The following is a 17,433-nucleotide window of genomic DNA, read 5'->3' as shown; positions in this document are numbered from 1 at the left end:
TTCCGGAAGACCCTGGAGGCCACCGTGTCGTTTCTCGTGCTGGACAAACTGACAAAAGCCTACGGCGACCTGCACGCCGTCAGCGACGTGAGCCTCTCGGTCGAAAAGGGCGAGTTCGTCTCGCTGCTTGGACCATCGGGCTGCGGCAAGACCACGACGCTGCAGATGATCGCGGGTTTTATCGATGTCACGCAGGGCCGTATTTCGCTCGATGGCAAGGACATCACGAATGTCCGCCCGAACAAGCGCGGCCTCGGCGTGGTGTTTCAAAGCTACGCGCTGTTTCCACACATGACGGTGACGCAGAACGTGGGCTTCGGTCTGGAGATGCGCGGCATCGGCAAGGCCGAATGTGCGGAGCGGATTCGCGAAGCGCTTTCGCTCGTGCGGCTCGATGCGTTCGCCGCGCGTTATCCGCGTGAACTCTCGGGCGGCCAGCGCCAACGCGTGGCAATCGCACGTGCGCTCGTGATCAAGCCGCCGGTTCTGTTGCTCGATGAACCCATGTCCAACCTCGACGCCAAGTTGCGCGAGGAGATGCAGTTCGAACTACGCACCATCCAGCGCAAGGTCGGCACGACGACCGTAATGGTCACGCACGATCAGTCCGAGGCGTTGTCCATCAGTGACCGCGTGGTCGTGATGGAAGCAGGGCGTGTGACGCAGGTGGACTCGCCGTATCGTGCTTATGAGCGGCCCGAGAATCGATTTGTGTCGCAGTTCATCGGCAAGGCGAACATGCTTGCGGGCAAGGTGACCGAGGCGCGTCCCAACGAGGTGCATGTGGACCTCGGGCATGACCTGACCGGCATTGCTTGCATCGACGCAGGCACCGTCTGGCGCGAAGGCGACACGGTGACCTTATGCATTCGTCCAGAGAAATTGCACTTGTGCAAGGTGGGAACGGGACGGTTGTCGGCGACTGTCACGAGCCGGTTCTTCTTGGGCAGCCAGTGGTTGTATCGCGTCGACACCGCGCTCGGCGAAGTCCTCGTTTGCAGCCAGAACGAAGGCACGGAACCGGTGGCCGAAGGTGAGGCGGTGGGTATCGACTGGCATCGCGATTCCGTGCGTGTGATTCAGGAAGCGAACCATGGCTAGCATGCTCGAATCTACGAATAGATCTTCTCCGGACTCGTCGAACAAACCTCGCGCGCCGTGGCACGCGTTCGTGCCGCCGTGGCTGATGAGCTTGCCCGCGTTCATCTTGTTCGCGGTGCTCGTGCTCACGCCGCTCGCAATGACGGTTGTCCTGACCTTCTACAAGTTCGATCCGGCGAGCGGTCCCATCGCCGCGTTCCAGTTCGGCAATTACGCCGAAGTGCTGACGGACAGCTACTACCAGATCATCTTCGCCCGGACCTTCGGCATCGCGATCCTGACCACCTTGCTGTGCGTTGCGATCGGTGCGCCCGAAGCGTACGTGTTGTACAGGATGCGCGATCCGTGGCGTTCGATGTTCCTGCTCGTGATCCTTGCGCCCTTGCTCGTTTCGGTGGTCGTGCGCGCGTTCGGCTGGAGTATGTTGCTGAATACGGGCGGCATTGTGAACCAGTTCTTCGGACTGTTCGGCATGGGTCCGTACAAGCTCGAATACACGACGTTCGCGATCGTCATTGCACTCGTGCATGTGATGTTGCCGTTCATGGTGATCCCTGTGTGGACTTCATTGCAGAAGCTCGACCCGCAAGTCGAGAACGCGGCGCTCTCACTGATGGCATCGCCGGCTACGACCTTGCGACGGATCGTGTTGCCGCAAGTTGCGCCCGGCATTCTCTCGGGCAGCCTGATGGTGTTCGGGTTGTCGGCGAGCGCGTTTGCGATTCCGGGTCTGCTCGGTGGACGCCGTCTGAAAGTCGCGGCGACCGCGGTATACGATGAATTCCTTGGTTCGCTGAACTGGCCGCTCGGCGCGACCATTGCCATTTTGCTGCTGATCGCGAACCTCATCATCATGATCACGTATTACAGGGTTCTGGAGCGGCGTTACTCCAGAAGCCTCGGCTAAGGAGGCCGCCGCCATGCGAAAGAACGGCCTCATTGCACTGAGCTTCCACACGCTCGTGATCCTGTTCGTGCTTGCGCCGCTCGTGATCGTGGTGCTCGTCGCGTTCACGCCGGAGCAGACGTTGACGCTCCCCACGCACGGTTTGTCGCTGCGCTGGTTCCGCGCGATCCTCGACTATCCGGATTTCATTTCGGCGTTTGCGAACAGCATCAAGCTGGCGTTTTCATCGGCTACGTTGTCGCTCGCGCTCGCCTTGCCCGCGGCGCTCGCTATAGGGCGTGAACGCTTTCCCGGGCGCGAATTTCTCAACGGCCTGTTCCTCTCGCCGCTGGTGATTCCGAGCCTCGTGCTCGGCATCGCGTTCCTGCGTTTCTTCGCGATGATCGGCGCGACCGGATCGTTTCCGTGGCTCGTCGCGGCGCACATGATCATCATCACGCCGTTCGTGATGCGGCTCGTCCTGGCGTCGGTCAGTGGCATGGATCGCAGTATCGAACATGCGGCGCAGTCGCTTGGGGCTGACCGCTGGACCTCGTTTCGCCGTATCACGTTGCCGATGATTCTGCCCGGCATCACAGGCGGCTGGCTGCTGGCGTTCATCAACAGCTTCGATGAGCTGACCATGTCGATCTTCGTCACATCGCCGCAGACGGTCACGCTGCCTGTGCGCATGTACATGTACGCGACGGAATCGATCGACCCGATGATGGCATCGGTTTCCGCGCTCGTGATCTTCATCACCGCAGGCGCGATGATCCTGCTCGATCGCGTGTACGGACTGAACCGCATCCTGATCGGAACGCATTGATTCGAGCCCATGACACAAGACCCACAGCCGCAATTCGTTCGATTGACGGAGACACATCGCAAGGCCGTGAATTTTGTACTGGATGGTACATCTGCAACTGCGCTGACCGGCGATACGGTGCTGAGCGCCATCCTGCTGACCACGCGGCGCGTGCGCAACACCGAATTCAGCGGCGAACCGCGTGCGGGATTTTGCCTGATGGGCGCGTGCCAGGACTGCTGGGTGCAACTGGAAGACGGCACGCGGATCAGGGCATGTTCAACGATCATCAAGGACGGCATGTGTATTCAGACGCGGCCCATTGAAGCATGAGCGATCAAAAGCACATCGTGATTGTCGGCGCAGGTCCTGCGGGCGTGCGCGCGGCTGAGACACTGGTGGCGGCGGGCTTGAGGCCGGTTGTCATCGACGAAGCGGCGCGTGCCGGTGGTCAGATCTATCGGCAGCCGCCGGCCGATGCTGGCTTCGCCCGCGCCAAAAGCGCGCTATATGGCATGGAGGCGCGCAAGGCCGACGCCGTACATTCGACGATGGCAAACCTGATGTCGAAGCTGGATTACCGGCCGGATACGCTCGTCTGGGGATGCGGGGCGGGGCAACTCGATACCTTCCATGCGGGGCGTCAGCGCACGGTGCCGTATTCGCATCTGCTTATCGCGACGGGCGCAACGGATCGCATCCTGCCGTTCCCCGGATGGACCTTGCCGGGTGTTTATACGCTGGGCGCATCGCAGATTGCGTTGAAGGCGCAAGGCTGCTCGATTGGATGGCGGGTTGTGTTCGCGGGAACCGGGCCGCTGCTTTATCTCGTCGCATATCAGTATGCGAAAGCGGGCGCGCAGGTCGAAGCAATACTCGACACCAATCCATTCTCCAAACAATTCGCCGCGACGCCGCGTTTGCTGAAGCAACCATCTACGTTTGCGAAAGGTTTGTATTACGTCGGCTGGCTGGCGGCGCATGGCGTTCGCATCGAGCGCGGTGTGCGCATCGTGCGCGCTGACGGACACGGCGCCGTTCAGGGCATCACCTTCAGCGACGGCGCGCGTGAAATGACCATCCCGTGCGACGCAATCGGCTTTGGATACGGCTTGCGGTCCGAGACGCAGCTCGCTGATCTTGCCGGTTGCCGCTTCAGTTTCGATGTGCTGAATCGCGCATGGTTACCGGAGCGCGATACCGCTGGACGCAGCTCCGTAGCGGGTGTTTATCTGGCGGGCGATGGCGCAGGTATAGCCGGCGCGGACGCGGCTGAACTGGCCGGGCGACGCGCTGCATTGGCGATGCTCGAAGACCTCAAGCATCCTGCTGCGGACATCGGAGAAGCATCGAAACTCGACCGGCAACTTTCGACCATCGCTCGGTTTCGCGTGGGGCTGGAGCAGGCATTTGCGCCGCCTTCGGACTGTGCATCGGCATGGCCGGACGACATGACCGTATGCCGTTGTGAGGAAGTGACCGCGGGCACGTTACGCCGATGCATCCGTGATGGTGAAGCAAGCGAGATCAACCGGCTGAAGGCGCTCACGCGCGTCGGCATGGGCCGATGCCAGGGTCGCATGTGCGGCGCGGCTGCAGCCGAGTTGTTGAGTGCGGAGACGGGCAAGAGCATGGCCGATGTTGGTCGTTTGCGGGGACAGGCACCGATCAAGCCGGTGCCTTTATCGATTGCGTTGACGGCGGACATGAACGGCGCAGACGATCTTTCCCCGATCCCGGAGCACGCCCGCGATGAATGAAACCTTGCGCTTCGACGTGATGGTGGTGGGCGGCGGACTGGTTGGTTCATCGGCGGCGCTGATGCTTGCCAAGCGCGGCTTGAAGGTGGGCTTGTTCGAGCGCCGCTATTGCGGTGCGCAGGCGAGCGGGGTGAACTATGGCGGTGTTCGCCGGCAAGGACGTTCGGCAGTGCAATTGCCGCTTGCCGTGCGTGCGCGGGCGATCTGGGACAGGTTGCCGGAGTTGATCGGAACGGATGGCGAGTTTGTGATATCGGGCCATTTGCGCCTCGCGCGCAGTGAAGCGGACCTTGCGGCGCTCGAAGCATACGCGCAGGTCGCAAATCCATATGGTCTTGACCTGCAGGTGATGAGTGGTCCGTCGTTTCGCCGGCGCTACCCGTGGCTAGGCCCGGCGGCGTTGGGCGGTTCGTTATGTCCTGGCGATGGTCATGCGAATCCGCGAATCGTATCGCCTGCGTTTGCGCGCGCTGCGCGCGTGGCTGGCGCCGATGTCCGCGAGCAGACGGCGGTGACGCAAATCACGCGAGATGGCGAGCAGTTTGTGATCCAGGCGCGCCATGATTCGGGTGTGACGATTGAGGCGCGAGCTGACTGGCTGATCAATTCGGCGGGTGCGTGGGGCAACACCGTAGCGGGTTTCTTCGGTGAGTCCATTCCGATGGAGCCGATCTATCCGAACATGTGGGTGACGGAGCCGATGCCGTATTTCATCGATCACAATCTGGGCGTGTATGGCGGCGGAATCTACGCGCGTCAGGTATCGCGAGGAAACGTGGTGATTGGCGGCGGCCGTGGTTTGGGTGATGGAGAATATGCACAACCGCTGACCGGGACCACACGCACAGTAATGAGAGCGGCATGTGAGCTATTGCCGAGACTTAAAAACGCCTTGCTGTTGCGAACCTGGACTGGCGTCGAAGGCAGCACACCCGATGACAACCCCGTGATTGGCCCTAGCCAAACGACGCCAAAGCTGCTCCACGCTTTCGGCTTTTCGGGCGGTGGCTTTTTGCTTGCGCCGGGGGTTGGTGAAGTCCTGGCGGACTTGGTGATAGACGGAAAGACGAGCACACCGATAGATGGTTTCTCGATCAAGAGATGGTCGGGAGTAGCGGCTGCTTGACTGATAGTTCGCACGGCGCGTGAGGGGTGGTTTTCCTGCTTAACGGATTTCCACACTGGTGGCGAAGCGTGTGGGTTGCTGTTGACGGAGGGGGAGGGTTTCAAGTGTTCTGAATGCCGGCGTCGAGCGTTCTTCTGAAGTACCAAACAGATAAACGTGCACGATCGGGACACTTATGAGCCATCGGTGGAGAGGCGTTTTCTTTGCTTCGTTTCTTTTTCGCCGTTGGAAAAAGAAATGAAGTCCCGCCACGGACAGTGGCTAATAGTGCTAAAAAAGTCATTTAAAACGGAACTCGCGAAAGCCTTAAAAGCAGCAATCCAGCACCAAACCTGACCGCAACGAACACTGTCCCGAGCGCGAGCGCAAAACCCGTGAAATGAAGTCCCGCCACGGACAGTGGCTAATAGTGCGAAAAAGAACAGTTAGAGCGAGATGCGTGCGGGCGCAAAAAGCATCAACCCGGCAAAGAACCACCCGCTAAAGCAAAAGCAAACCCCCAACAACAAAACGACGAAAAGACCCTGTTACCAAGGAGCAACTCCAATGAAAAAATCCCTAGCGAGTCTCACGAGCGCCCTATGTGCTGCGGGCCTTTTGGCCTCGATCCCCGCCCACGCAGAAACCAAGACCATATACATAGGAATGAACGGTGGCCCGATGGAAAAGGCCTACACCAGCGAGGTGCTCCCTGACTTCGAAAAGGCCAACAACGTCAAGGTAGTCGTAGTCCCGGGCACGTCCTCGGACATCCTGGCGAAGCTGTTGGCAAATAAAGCAAAACCGCAAATCCACGTAGTGTTCCTTGACGATGGCGTCATGGCCCGCGCTGTCAGCATGGGTGTATGCCAGAAAATGGCGGCAGGTCCCGAGCTCCAGCAACTCTACCCCTTCGCACGCATGAAGGACGACATCGGCGCAGGCGTGCAGCTCGGCATGACCGGCATCGCATACAACACGAAGTTGTTCAAGGAAAAAGGCTGGGCACCGCCGACCTCCTGGATGGACTTCGCCGATCCAAAATACAAGGACAAGGTGGTCTTCCAGTCGGCATCGAGCAGCACGTTCGGCCTGCATGGTTTCCTGATGATCAACCGCCTTGAAGGCGGCACGGAAAAGAACGTCGAGCCTGGCTTCACCAAGTGGCAGAGCACGGTAGGCAAGAACGTGATCGAGTACATTCCGAACTCGGCGAAGATCTCGGAGATGGTGCAAACGGGTCAGGCCGGATTGTTCCCGCTGACCCCAACGGCCGCCGGCGATCTGCAGACGAAGGGCATTCCCGTTGCCTACGTGAACCCGAAGGAAGGACCGGTGCTCCTGCTCGTGGATGAATGCGTCGTCGCGAATAATCCCGACCCGGAACTGGCGCAGAAACTTGCGGCGTTCATGATCTCGGCGTCGGCGCAAACGAAGGCGGCGAGCGCCGGTCGCCAGATTCCGACGAACCGTCAGGCGAAGATGACCGACGCCATGCAGCAGCAACTCGGCAATCTCGATGACCTCGTAAAGAAGGTCAACACGGTGGACTGGGATGTGATCAACGCGAATCGTCCGCAGTGGGACGCGCGCTGGAATCGTCAGGTCGAGCGTTAATCGAGGCTTGATTGAACAACGGGCGTGGCTTCAGGCAACGCCCGTTTTGTCACTCCGGTTTGGCGGCGAGCGCTATGGACATTACGTCGGCAAGCGGCTGTTCGCCGTTGGCAAGCAAACCGTCAATTGCGCCCTGAAGGTCGCGTCGCTCCTTGTTCTGGCCGAGCTTCGATTTCCCGACCAGCCGCGTGATCTCGATTTCGATGCCGACAATGGCCGCCAGCATCGAATCGATATATTCGCGGGTTGAATCGCCCATTCTCCAGGGCTTCTCCTCGCCGGCTTCATGCACTCTCGTGAGCCGCCCAACGAGTCCGCGCAGGAATTTTTCGTCATCGCGGATCGTGATCGTTCCATGTGCATGGACTACCTGATAGTTCCATGTCGGCACTTGCCGATGCGCCTCGTGCTTGCTCGGGTACCAGTTCGGCGAAATGTAGTGCTCGGGTCCGCGAAAGATCACGAGCACCTCGGCGCCGTCCACCACTTCTTTCCAGACCGGATTCGCCCGCGCGACGTGCGCTCGCAGAATGCCATGACTGCCCGCCGATGCATCCAGTTCGAAGGGCACATGATTCGCATCGAGTCCGTCCGGGCCGTGGGTGACGAGCGCGGCAAGCGGGTATTCGTTCATCAGCCGATGAAGCTCGTCAGCGCGAGTTTCGGCAAAGTGGGCGGGGATATACATTCAGGCTCCTGTTTCCTTGGCGGCTTGATCGGCCCCGGAAGCAATCCCCGATGCCAACACGCAATGATGCGCTAAAAACCGCCTGCGGAAACAGGGCCAATTTCGAAGAATTCGCCCAGCCACTTCGTTTTTCCGTGCGGGCTTATTCCTGCGAGTTGATCACGACCTTCGATACCGCGTGCTCCTGCAGGCCCCATTTCGTCAGGATCTTCTTGTAGGTGCCGTCGGCGAGCAGCTTTCCGAACGCTTGCTTCATGGCGTCGCTCAACGCGGTGTTGTCCTTCGCCATGCCGATGGCCGTGTACTGCGAAAGGAAGGGCTGTCCAATCGGCGCGTACGCATCCTTTTCGAGCGTGTTCTGATATGGCAAGGTCTCGCCGCCTTGCACCGCCGCGTCGAGCCGGCCCTGACGCAATTGCAGGCGGGCATCGGCGGAACCGTCCGTGCCGACGACCACGATTGCAGGCTTGCCGGCCTTTACGCAATGCTCGTCGCTCCATGTCTTGGTGTCGTCGGGAAACGATGTACGCCGGCTCGACCCCACGCGTTTTCCGCAGACTGCTTCGATCTGCGCGTATTCGCCGCCGCGTGCTTTCAGCGTGTAGAACTGCGGACCGGTCTTGATGTAATCGAGGAAGTTCACGGATTCTCGACGCGGCGGCAAGTCGGTCATGCCCGACAAGATCACGTCCACACGATGCGTGGTCAGCGCGCTCATCATCTGGTCGAAACTGGTTTCTTCCCACTTCAGCTTGACGCCCATCTTCGCGGCGAGCGCATTGCCGAGATCGACGTCGAGACCGGTGAGTTCGTCGGTGGCGGGGTCCTTGTATTCGAACGGCGGATAGTTCGGCACGATGGCAGCCGTAAGCGTTCCTTTGCCGCCAACGGGCGTTTGGGCGTGCGCAAACGATGCACTCAGCATCACGGCCCCAAATAGAAAACTGCCAAGGGTGCGCCGGAACAAGGAGTCGATCATGAGTAGTCGCCTGAGCTAGAGGTTGATGGGCAATACGGTTACGCCGTAAAAAATCAGGACAGCACGGCCGATATGAAGTCCTGCGTACGCTGCTGCTGCGGTTGAGACAACACTTGTTCGGGGGTACCGGTTTCCACGATCTTGCCTTGATCCATGAAGACAACGCGGTTCGCCACTTCGCGGGCGAAGCCGAGTTCGTGCGTGACCACGATCATCGTCATGCCGCTCCTCGCGAGATCGCGCATCACGCTCAGCACTTCGCCGACGAGTTCAGGGTCGAGCGCGGAGGTGGGTTCATCGAAGAGCATGAGCTGCGGATGCATCGCCAGGGCGCGTGCTATGGCGACGCGCTGCTGCTGGCCGCCCGACAACTCCACCGGGAAGGCATCGCACTTGTGGCCGAGGCCGACGCGCGTCAGCAACGCCCGTGCTTCTTCCACCGCTTCGGATTTTTTCTTCTTCAGCACCTGCACCGGTCCCTCGATCACGTTTTCCAGTGCGGTCATATGGGGGAACAGGTTGAAGCGCTGAAACACCATGCCGGTCGCGAGCCGTTGATGCGCCATCTGTTTCTCTGAAAGCGGGTAAAGCTTGTTCTCCACGCGACGGTATCCGACCAGTTCTCCGTTCACCCACAGCGCGCCGCCGCTGATGGTTTCGAGCTGGTTGATACAGCGCAGGAACGTGCTTTTGCCCGAGCCCGATGGCCCGATGATGCAAAGCACCTCGCCTTTCTCGACGTCGAGGTGAACGCCCTGCAGCGCCTGAAATTCGCCATAGGACTTGCGTAGATCGACGGCTTTGACTAATGGGTTCATGGCTGTATTCATCCCCGTGTTCTCTGGCGTCATTGCTTCGCCGACGCGCGGCCCGCGCCGCGTGCAAAGCGGACTTCGACGCGTGACTGCAGCATGGAAAGCACGGTGACGATCACCAGATACCAGACGCCCGCGACCATCAGCAATTCGATCACGCGGGCGTTTGCGTAATAGATATTCTCGGCGTTGTGCAGCATCTCGGCGTACTGGATCACGCTTGCAAGCGACGTGAGTTTCGCCATGCCGATCAGTTCATTGCCGATAGGCGGCACGATCACGCGCATGGCCTGCGGCAGGATGATGCGGCGCAGCGCCTGCAACCTCGGCATGCCGATGGACTTGGCGGCTTCGTACTGGCCGGTATCGACGGAAAGGAGACCCGCGCGCACGACTTCGGATGTGTACGCACCCTGGTTGATGCCAAGCCCGAGCAACGCGGCAAGGAACGGCGTCATGATGTCGACGGTACGGAACTCGAACAATCCGGGAATGCCCATGATGGGAAACACGAGCGCCAGGTTGAACCACAACAGCAACTGAAGGATCACCGGCGTGCCGCGAAACAGCCACACATAGGCATAAGCGACGCTGCGCAGGACCGGGTTGGTCGAGAGCCGCATGATCGCCACGACCACGCCTAGCACGATGCCAAGCGCCATCGCGAGAATGGTCATGATGACGGTATTGGCGAGACCTTTCAGGATCGACTTGGCTGTAAGGAAACGCGCGACCACCGCCCAATCGATCTGTCCGCGCGCAAACGCCAGGACGATGTACGCGACTATCGCGAGGATCACGGCCGATGCAACATAGCGTCCGTAATAACGCCGCGGAACGTGTTCGAAGTGCGAGATATCGGCGAACGCGCCGGCGCTTTCGTGCGCCGCGCGATGGTTCGATTCCCGTTCGTTCGATGCACTCAGCATGTAGGTCCCTTGTAGTCGGCCGCCCATACGGCCTGTTTGTCTATTGCCGTGCGCAGCCGCGTGATCTGTTCCTTCACGCGGGCCGGCGCCGTGCCGCCATACCCGCTGCGCGCTGCGACCGCGGCGTCCAGCGTGACGTGATCGAGGACGGCGGGTTCAAGCCGTGCATCGACTTGAGCGAGCGTCGCAATCGATATATCGCCGAGTTCAATACCTTGTTGCTCGCACGCCCGCACCAGCGCGCCGGTGATCTCGTGCGCTTCGCTGAACGGCACGCCGCGCAGCGCGAGCCAGTCGGCGACTTCGGTTGCCAGCGTAAACCCGAGCGGCGCCTGAGCACGCATTTCAGCCACGTTCACGCGCATTGTGCGGATCATACCGGCCATGGCGGGTAGCACGAGTTCGAGTGTATCGATGCTGTCGAACGCCGCGATCTTGTCTTCCGCCAGATCGCGGTTATATGCGAGCGGCAAAGACTTGAGCGTGGCCAGCAAGCCGCTCAGGTTGCCGATCAACCGGCCCGCCTTGCCGCGCGTGAGCTCTGCGATATCCGAGTTCTTCTTTTGCGGCATGATCGAGCTGCCGGTGGCGTAGGCGTCGTCGAGTTCGACCCAGCGGAACTGGCGCGATGTCCACAGGATCACTTCTTCGGACAAGCGCGAAAGATTCACCGACAACATGCTCAGGATAAACGTGAACTCGGCGACGTGGTCGCGTGAAGCGACGGCATCGATGGAGTTTTCGCACGGGCCGTCGTAACCGAGTTCAAGCGCCGACAGATCGGCGCGCAAACAGATCGCGGACCCGGCCAACGCCGCCGCGCCCAGCGGCGAGCGCGCGGAACGGCGGTCCCAGTCGACCAGACGGTCCACATCGCGATAGATCGATTGCGCATGCGCGAGCAACTGATGCGCAAACACGATCGGCTGAGCCGGCTGCAAATGCGTGAAGCCGGCCGTGATGGTTTCCACGTGCGCGTTTGCCTGTTCAATCAACGCATCCTGCAGTTCATTCACCGCGATCGCGAGCTGTCGTGCCTTGTCCCGCAGATACAAACGCAAGTCGTTCGCCGCCTGGTCGTTGCGCGAACGTCCTGCGCGCAGTTTCCCGCCGACCGCCTTCAGCCGCTGCGTCAGCTCGCGTTCCAGGAACGTGTGGACGTCTTCATCGGCGAGGATGGGCGCAAGTTCGCCCGCGGCGAATTCCTTTTCGATCTGATCCATCGTGCCGAGCAACTGCTCGAGCTCGGCCGCGCTCAGGATCCCCGCGCGTTCGAGTTCGTTCGCGTGCGCACGCGAACCGGCAAGATCGTAGGGGGCAAGGCGAAAGAAGCTGGGATCCGAACGGGAGAGGTTTTCCAGCGCGAGCGAGGGTCCGGATTTGAAGCGGCCGCCCCAGAGGCGTTCGGTTGCTGCATTTGTGGTCATGGGGTTTTCCTGTTCGTTAAGGCGTTCTGCTCATTACGACTAGCTTAATCGTTCAAATTTTTTGCTTGTACAGAGAATTAAATTCGCATCAAATCAAATTTTTCTCAGCATCTCCGGGTTCCCGCCATGCGCCACAGATTGCCGCCGCTCAACCCGTTGCGCGCATTTGAAGCCACCGCCCGGCACGGCACGGTCGCGGCCGCCGCCGACGAACTCAGCGTCACCGCGAGCGCCGTCAGTCATCAGGTGCGTGTGCTGGAAAGTACGCTGGGCGTCGCCCTGTTCATCCGTTCGAAGGCGCGCGTGAAGCTGACGCCCGCGGGCGAGGCGTTGCTGCAACCGGTCAAGACCGCGTTCGACATGATCGCGACGGCCGTCGTGAGGCTCGATTCGCCGGCGATCGCGGGGGACCTGGTGGTATCGGCGCCATTGCTGTTTACGTCGCGCTGGCTCGCGCGGCACATCGGCGATTTCCTCGACCAGTTTCCGGCGGTGAACCTGAAGCTGATTCCGTCGAACGATGACAAGGAAATCTATTCCTCCGATGTCGACCTGTGCATCCGCTACGGCGAAGGTCGCTGGCGCGATCGCGACGTCGAGCTCATCACGCATCCGGTCTTGTTCCCCGTGGTGAGCCCCGCGTTGATGAACGGTCCGCGCACATTGCGCACGGTGCAGGACCTGGCGAACCGGACCTTGTTCTGCGAATACGCCGGTTCATGGACACGATGGCTCGCGGCGGCATCGGCGGACAAACTTGCGGGCTTGCGCATCCTCGAGATCGGCATTGCGCACGTCGGGATCGAAGCGGCCGTGCGAGGGCAGGGCGTGGCGCTGGGCGACAGCGTCTCGGTACGCGACGATCTCGCCGATGGCACCCTGATCCGCCCGTTTCGCATCACTGTGCCGGCGAAGCATGCGTATTATTGGGTGCGTCGAACTGAACTGATGGAGTCGCCGCTGATCGCGGCGTTCATGGCATGGGTGGACGACAAACTGGGGTAGAACGCGGGACTTGTTTCGGCGAATAGCGCGGATTGATCGTCGCAAATCCCTGATTCGCGGCGACGGCATGCGCGGTAAGCTCTGATCGTCGATTCTCACTTTCCATTTAATGGCAGACATGACCGCAAACGCGCCGCATGGCGTTGTGCTTCAGGCAGACGCGCATCGGCAGAGCGGCCGCTTTGCCGATGCGCTGGCGCTTGTGCAACCCCTGCTCGACTCTTGCGACGCAGGTGCCGATCGCGTGCTGGCACTGGACATCGCGGCGTTCTGTTCGCTCGGCCTGGGCCGGACACTCGACGCGGAAAAATACTGGCGAGTATCGATCGAGATCGCGCCTGACGTTACCGGCGCGTATCAAAACCTGGGTGTGATGTTGAAGGGACTCGGCCGCGTCGCCGAAGCGGAAATGCTGTTTCGCGAGGTGCTGGCAAAAAGCCCCGACACAGCGGAGGCGCGTTTCCACCTTGCCAGCATACTGTTCCGGGAACATCGCTTTGGGGACGCCGAGGCCGAATATCGGCACGTGCTGCGGATCATGCCGGCCGCCGCAGAAGCGCACAACAATCTGGGCAACCTGCTTGAGGTGCTCGATCGCTTTTCAGAAGCCGAATCGCACATCCGGATCGCGTTGTGCCTCAACCCTGAACTTGCGGAAGCGCACTATAACCTCGCCAGTCTGATGCGTCAGGTCCGGCGTCTGGACGAGTCCGAATCGGCTTACCGTCGGGCGCTCGTGCTGCGTCCCGGCTATCGGGACGCGTCACTCGGTCTCTCGACGCTGCTGATGAGCATGGGGCGCTTCGACGAAGGCTGGGAACGCTACGAATCGCGTTACGATTACCCGCTGTTTGTTCACGGTCAGTCGAAGACGATGCTTGGCTGTCAGCAATGGCAAGGCGAGCCGCTCGCCGGCAAGTCGTTGCTGGTCTGGCAGGAAGACGGCCTCGGCGACATGGTTCAGTTCGCCCGGTACCTGCCGATGCTCAAAGCAGCAGGCGCGCGGCACGTCGCGCTTGGGTGCGTGAACGCGTTGCATCGGCTACTTGCAAACGGCAGTGGTGTCGACGCGGTGCTGGATCACGCCACGGCACAGGCGCAATCCGCATCGTTCGATTACTGGACCAGTCTTGTGAGCGCGCCGCTGCATTTCAGGACTACAGTCGAGAGCATTCCTGAGCCGTTGCGTTTGCGTCTGGATCAAGCGCTTATCGATCAATGGCGCCCTCCAATCGCCGCACTCCGCGGTGCCGTCAGGATCGGGCTTGTATGGAAAGGCAACCCGAAACATCACAACGACGCAAACCGCTCCCTGCCTTCCGTGGCGACGCTCGCGCCCCTCTGGTCCGTGCCCGGCGCCCGTTTCGTGAGTCTGCAAAAAGGACAGGGCGAAGAGGAGGCGGCCTGTGCGCCGGAGAATCAGCCGCTGCTGCATCTCGGCTCGGCGGTGACGGATCTCGCGGACAGCGCTGCGGTCATCGCCGAGCTTGATCTCGTGATCTGCGTGGATACGTCGATTGCACACCTTGCGGCTTCGCTGGGCAAGCCGTGCTGGGTCTTGCTGCCCGCTCGCGATGTGGACTGGCGCTGGATGAATGACCGCGATGATTCGCCGTGGTATCCGCAGAACGTGCGCCTCTTCAGGCAAAGAAGCGGGGATCGCGGATGGGCTCGTGTGATCGAACGGATCGTTCCGTCCTTAGCCGCGTTCGTGGGGGCCGCGTCCCTTCTGGACTGACACCAGGTTCCTCTTCAAACGGCCTGCGCGATTTTCGCCGGCAACTGTACCGGGTCTTCGCCCATCTGTTCGATCCGGATATGCGGGTCCCGTGCAAACCGGAAGCCGTTGCGGCCTTTTCGCTTGGCTTCGTACATCGCGCCGTCCGCGCTGCTGATGAGTTCATCGGCGGATGCCTGGCGGGCGTCGGTGCACATCGTGATGCCTACGCTCGTACTGATGTCGACGGTGACGCCCGGCAGGACAAACGGACGCGTCAAGGTGCGGCAGATGTCCTGCGCAACCCGGCTGCACGCATTCGCCGTAGCGATTCCCTGACTCAGGATGATGAATTCGTCGCCGGCGAGGCGGCTGACAACATCGTTCTGGCGAACGACTTTCTTCAATCGCTTGCCCACTTCGATCAGCAATGCATCACCGGCGTCGTGCCCGTAGGTATCGTTGACGGTCTTGAACCCGTCGAGATCGAGAAAGAACAATGCGAACGGGACGGCTTCGCGCTTGCCGTGTTCGACTGCTCGGGCCAGTTCTTCATGCAATGCCCGGCGATTCGGCAGGCCGGTCAACGGGTCAAGCATGGCCTTGGCCAAGAGCACGTTTTCCGCGAGCTTCCGGTCGGTGATGTCCTGGCTCATGATGTAAAAGCCCGCGACCTTGTCGCCGCGAATATCGGGAATGTAGGTCGCGCTCCAGATGCGCTCATGCTGCGGCCAATAGCGGACATTGTCGTACGTGACCCGCTCGCCCGTCAGGGCGCGTTCGAAGTACGGACGAAGCTCCTCGAAAAGTGAAGAACCCAGTGTCTCCTCGAGCGATTTCCCGCGCAGGCTGCCCGGCTCCACGCCGAAGACATCGCGATACACGTCGTTGTTGAACTGGTAGCGCAGGTTCGCGTCTACATGGCCGATAAGAATCGGCAGGTTATTGGTGATGGTCTGCAGCGTTTCCCGGCTCTGCGTCAATTCGGCCGTGCGTTCGGTGACGCGCTGCTCGAGCTCGTGCTGATAGTCGCGCAGGAACTTCTCGCTGTCCTTGCGCGCTGAGATGTCCTGGATGACGCTGATGAAGTGCAGCGGCTGACCGGTTTCATCGCGTACGAGCGCCACGCTCAGGTCGACCCAGACGATCGTGCCGTCTCGTCGCCTGTAGCGCTTTTCCAGCGAATAAGTCTTCCTTCGGCCGAACAGCAGATCGGCGACGAGTTGGAGATCCATCGCAAGATCGGCTTCCACCGTGATTTCCGGGAACGTCAGGCTGAGGAGCTGTTCGGCGCTATAGCCGGTGATTTCGCACAGTTTGGAATTGACATCGATAAACCGGCCGCTCAGATCGACGATGGCCTTTCCGGTTGGCGTCTGCCTGAAAATGGTCTCGAAGCGCGATGCGCTCAGCGCGAGATTACGGCGGTCGAATTCCTGCACGGCCCGGCCAACCCGCGCGGTTTCCTTGTGCAGCAATTCTCTTTCAACGGTGCGCGCCAGGTCGTGCAACGCGCTGATGGCGGAGCCGCTGAGCGTGCGGGGTTTTGTATCGATCACGCATAGCGTGCCGAGCACGAGACCTTCCGCGGAACGCAGCGGAATCCCCGCATAAAAGCGGATGAACGGTGCGCCAGTGACCAGCGGGTTATCTGCAAAGCGGGCATCTTCGAGCGCATCCTCCACCAGCAGGATCTTGTCGATATCCAGCGCATGCGCGCAAAAGGCGAGGTCGCGGCTGGTTTCGCAAACGTCGAGGCCTACTCGCGATTTAAACCACTGACGGTATTCATCGACCAGGGAGATCAGGGCGATCGGCACCTGCAGCATCTCGGCAGCGATCCGGGTGATGCGATCAAAGGCTTCGTCAGCGGGTGTATCGAGGACGTCCAGCCCTTGTAAGAGGCGTAGTCGAGCTGCTTCGTTTGCGGGCACAGGCGCTTTCGACATATACCTTTTAGTGGTGGAAGCTGGTTATCAGTTAATTCGTAGTATCGACTCCTGAGGCCACAACTTTAGTCATGCCCCAATTTAAATCTCCAACTTTTCCGTTTTCATAATGAAAAATTTACCGGCTGGACATGGAGGCAATATTTCTCCTGTGCACTCGATTGTCGAAAAGCGTTCCACGGTAAGTGTCCTGCCCGAAACAACAGTTCGATATGCACAGATTTGCGATATAAACATTCCTCTGATGAGAACGGTGGATCAGCGCGTCGCTGCAAACGGCTGATTTCCGAAAAATTCTGGCTTTTTTCATCCGATGTAACCAAATGTATTTGATTTTCATCTGGCTCGCGTATCATTTACTCATACTAAAGCGGTTATGTATCTTTTACCGTTTTGGAAATGTTGAATCGGGGAGCTTTACGTCGGGGTCCTTTGCATTTTCGATCCGTCACGGCGACATGTTTAACCGTCGCGTTCTGGCACCGATTAGCCAAACGTTTGCTTCAGACGCGCAAACCTAGTACCGAACTGAAGAAACGGTTCAAGTTTCATGTTTTCCTACCGTTAATTCAATTGCGTGCATTAGATATCCTAAACAAACCTTCATGAAGGAACTACCTCCTCAAGAAATTAGGATCACAAAGTAA

General features: G+C 60.0%; 15 protein-coding genes. 9 read left to right on the top strand and 6 right to left on the bottom strand.

The features are described from left to right. Positions 1-24 precede the first annotated feature (24 nt). The 7 genes from AX768_RS27610 to AX768_RS27580 all read left to right on the top strand — a co-directional run bounded on the left by AX768_RS27610 (position 25) and on the right by AX768_RS27580 (position 7,277). Positions 25-1,101 (top strand): ABC transporter ATP-binding protein, encoded by a 1,077-nt coding sequence (locus tag AX768_RS27610; protein ID WP_062003234.1) that lies wholly within the window; start codon positions 25-27, stop codon positions 1,099-1,101. Beyond that, positions 1,094-2,008 carry an ABC transporter permease gene (locus AX768_RS27605; RefSeq protein ID WP_062003233.1) on the top strand — a complete coding sequence of 305 codons (915 nt, stop codon included), beginning with the start codon at positions 1,094-1,096 and terminating at the stop codon, positions 2,006-2,008. Before AX768_RS27610 ends, AX768_RS27605 begins: the two co-directional genes overlap by 8 nt. A 13-nt stretch (positions 2,009-2,021) precedes the next feature. Continuing rightward, the gene (locus tag AX768_RS27600; RefSeq protein WP_062003232.1) at positions 2,022-2,816 is read left to right on the top strand and encodes an ABC transporter permease; all 795 of its coding nucleotides are present in this window, start codon (positions 2,022-2,024) and stop codon (positions 2,814-2,816) included. Positions 2,817-2,825: 9 nt separating this feature from the next. Continuing rightward, positions 2,826-3,128: a (2Fe-2S)-binding protein gene (locus AX768_RS27595; RefSeq protein ID WP_062003231.1), complete on the top strand. Its 303-nt coding sequence runs from the start codon at positions 2,826-2,828 to the stop codon at positions 3,126-3,128. Next, positions 3,125-4,555: an FAD/NAD(P)-dependent oxidoreductase gene (locus AX768_RS27590; RefSeq protein ID WP_062003230.1), complete on the top strand. Its 1,431-nt coding sequence runs from the start codon at positions 3,125-3,127 to the stop codon at positions 4,553-4,555. Before AX768_RS27595 ends, AX768_RS27590 begins: the two co-directional genes overlap by 4 nt. After that, entirely contained in the window at positions 4,548-5,681 is a 1,134-nt protein-coding gene (locus AX768_RS27585; RefSeq protein ID WP_062003229.1) for an NAD(P)/FAD-dependent oxidoreductase, read from the top strand. The genes AX768_RS27590 and AX768_RS27585 overlap by 8 nt, the downstream gene beginning before the upstream one ends. Before the next feature lie 546 nt (positions 5,682-6,227). Beyond that, entirely contained in the window at positions 6,228-7,277 is a 1,050-nt protein-coding gene (locus tag AX768_RS27580; RefSeq protein WP_062003228.1) for an ABC transporter substrate-binding protein, read from the top strand. A gap of 49 nt (positions 7,278-7,326) precedes the next feature. Here the strand turns inward: AX768_RS27580 and AX768_RS27575 are convergent, their stop codons facing one another. The 5 genes from AX768_RS27575 to argH form a co-directional block, all read right to left on the bottom strand. Beyond that, positions 7,327-7,965 carry an FMN-binding negative transcriptional regulator gene (locus AX768_RS27575; RefSeq protein ID WP_062003227.1) on the bottom strand — a complete coding sequence of 213 codons (639 nt, stop codon included), beginning with the start codon at positions 7,963-7,965 and terminating at the stop codon, positions 7,327-7,329. 142 nt (positions 7,966-8,107) lie between these two features. Beyond that, entirely contained in the window at positions 8,108-8,944 is an 837-nt protein-coding gene (locus AX768_RS27570; RefSeq protein ID WP_062003226.1) for an ABC transporter substrate-binding protein, read from the bottom strand. Between the two features lie 53 nt (positions 8,945-8,997). Beyond that, a complete protein-coding gene (locus AX768_RS27565; protein WP_062003719.1) occupies positions 8,998-9,762 on the bottom strand; it encodes an amino acid ABC transporter ATP-binding protein in 765 nt (254 codons plus the stop codon). Positions 9,763-9,791: 29 nt separating this feature from the next. Continuing rightward, positions 9,792-10,688 carry an amino acid ABC transporter permease gene (locus AX768_RS27560; RefSeq protein ID WP_062003225.1) on the bottom strand — a complete coding sequence of 299 codons (897 nt, stop codon included), beginning with the start codon at positions 10,686-10,688 and terminating at the stop codon, positions 9,792-9,794. After that, positions 10,682-12,115: an argininosuccinate lyase gene (argH, locus tag AX768_RS27555; RefSeq protein WP_062003224.1), complete on the bottom strand. Its 1,434-nt coding sequence runs from the start codon at positions 12,113-12,115 to the stop codon at positions 10,682-10,684. The genes AX768_RS27560 and argH overlap by 7 nt, the downstream gene beginning before the upstream one ends. Positions 12,116-12,241: 126 nt before the next feature. Between argH and AX768_RS27550 the strand changes: the two genes are divergently transcribed. Next, positions 12,242-13,120 carry a LysR substrate-binding domain-containing protein gene (locus AX768_RS27550; RefSeq protein ID WP_062003223.1) on the top strand — a complete coding sequence of 293 codons (879 nt, stop codon included), beginning with the start codon at positions 12,242-12,244 and terminating at the stop codon, positions 13,118-13,120. 118 nt (positions 13,121-13,238) lie between these two features. Then, positions 13,239-14,858 carry a tetratricopeptide repeat protein gene (locus AX768_RS27545; protein ID WP_172812032.1) on the top strand — a complete coding sequence of 540 codons (1,620 nt, stop codon included), beginning with the start codon at positions 13,239-13,241 and terminating at the stop codon, positions 14,856-14,858. Positions 14,859-14,872: 14 nt separating this feature from the next. On the opposite strand, the gene AX768_RS27540 is transcribed toward AX768_RS27545, so the two are convergent. Beyond that, positions 14,873-16,786 carry a bifunctional diguanylate cyclase/phosphodiesterase gene (locus AX768_RS27540; RefSeq protein WP_062003222.1) on the bottom strand — a complete coding sequence of 638 codons (1,914 nt, stop codon included), beginning with the start codon at positions 16,784-16,786 and terminating at the stop codon, positions 14,873-14,875. Positions 16,787-17,433: the final 647 nt, after the last annotated feature.

It is taken from the genome of Burkholderia sp. PAMC 28687, from assembly GCF_001577465.1.
GTDB lineage: Bacteria > Pseudomonadota > Gammaproteobacteria > Burkholderiales > Burkholderiaceae > Caballeronia.
The sequence above is the reverse complement of the archived record's forward strand: the minus strand, read 5'-3'. Positions and strand labels throughout refer to the sequence as shown.

Bases quoted from the DNA above. Each gene is read 5' to 3' on its own strand.
- AX768_RS27575 (WP_062003227.1), bottom strand. From the start codon at position 7,965: ATGTATATCCCCGCCCACTTTGCCGAAACTCGCGCTGACGAGCTTCAT.
- AX768_RS27590 (WP_062003230.1), top strand. From the start codon at position 3,125: ATGAGCGATCAAAAGCACATCGTGATTGTCGGCGCAGGTCCTGCGGGC.
- AX768_RS27545 (WP_172812032.1), top strand. From the start codon at position 13,239: ATGACCGCAAACGCGCCGCATGGCGTTGTGCTTCAGGCAGACGCGCAT.
- AX768_RS27580 (WP_062003228.1), top strand. From the start codon at position 6,228: ATGAAAAAATCCCTAGCGAGTCTCACGAGCGCCCTATGTGCTGCGGGC.
- AX768_RS27560 (WP_062003225.1), bottom strand. From the start codon at position 10,688: ATGCTGAGTGCATCGAACGAACGGGAATCGAACCATCGCGCGGCGCAC.
- AX768_RS27600 (WP_062003232.1), top strand. From the start codon at position 2,022: ATGCGAAAGAACGGCCTCATTGCACTGAGCTTCCACACGCTCGTGATC.
- AX768_RS27595 (WP_062003231.1), top strand. From the start codon at position 2,826: ATGACACAAGACCCACAGCCGCAATTCGTTCGATTGACGGAGACACAT.
- argH (WP_062003224.1), bottom strand. From the start codon at position 12,115: ATGACCACAAATGCAGCAACCGAACGCCTCTGGGGCGGCCGCTTCAAA.
- AX768_RS27585 (WP_062003229.1), top strand. From the start codon at position 4,548: ATGAATGAAACCTTGCGCTTCGACGTGATGGTGGTGGGCGGCGGACTG.
- AX768_RS27540 (WP_062003222.1), bottom strand. From the start codon at position 16,786: ATGTCGAAAGCGCCTGTGCCCGCAAACGAAGCAGCTCGACTACGCCTC.
- AX768_RS27605 (WP_062003233.1), top strand. From the start codon at position 1,094: ATGGCTAGCATGCTCGAATCTACGAATAGATCTTCTCCGGACTCGTCG.
- AX768_RS27550 (WP_062003223.1), top strand. From the start codon at position 12,242: ATGCGCCACAGATTGCCGCCGCTCAACCCGTTGCGCGCATTTGAAGCC.
- AX768_RS27565 (WP_062003719.1), bottom strand. From the start codon at position 9,762: ATGAACCCATTAGTCAAAGCCGTCGATCTACGCAAGTCCTATGGCGAA.
- AX768_RS27570 (WP_062003226.1), bottom strand. From the start codon at position 8,944: ATGATCGACTCCTTGTTCCGGCGCACCCTTGGCAGTTTTCTATTTGGG.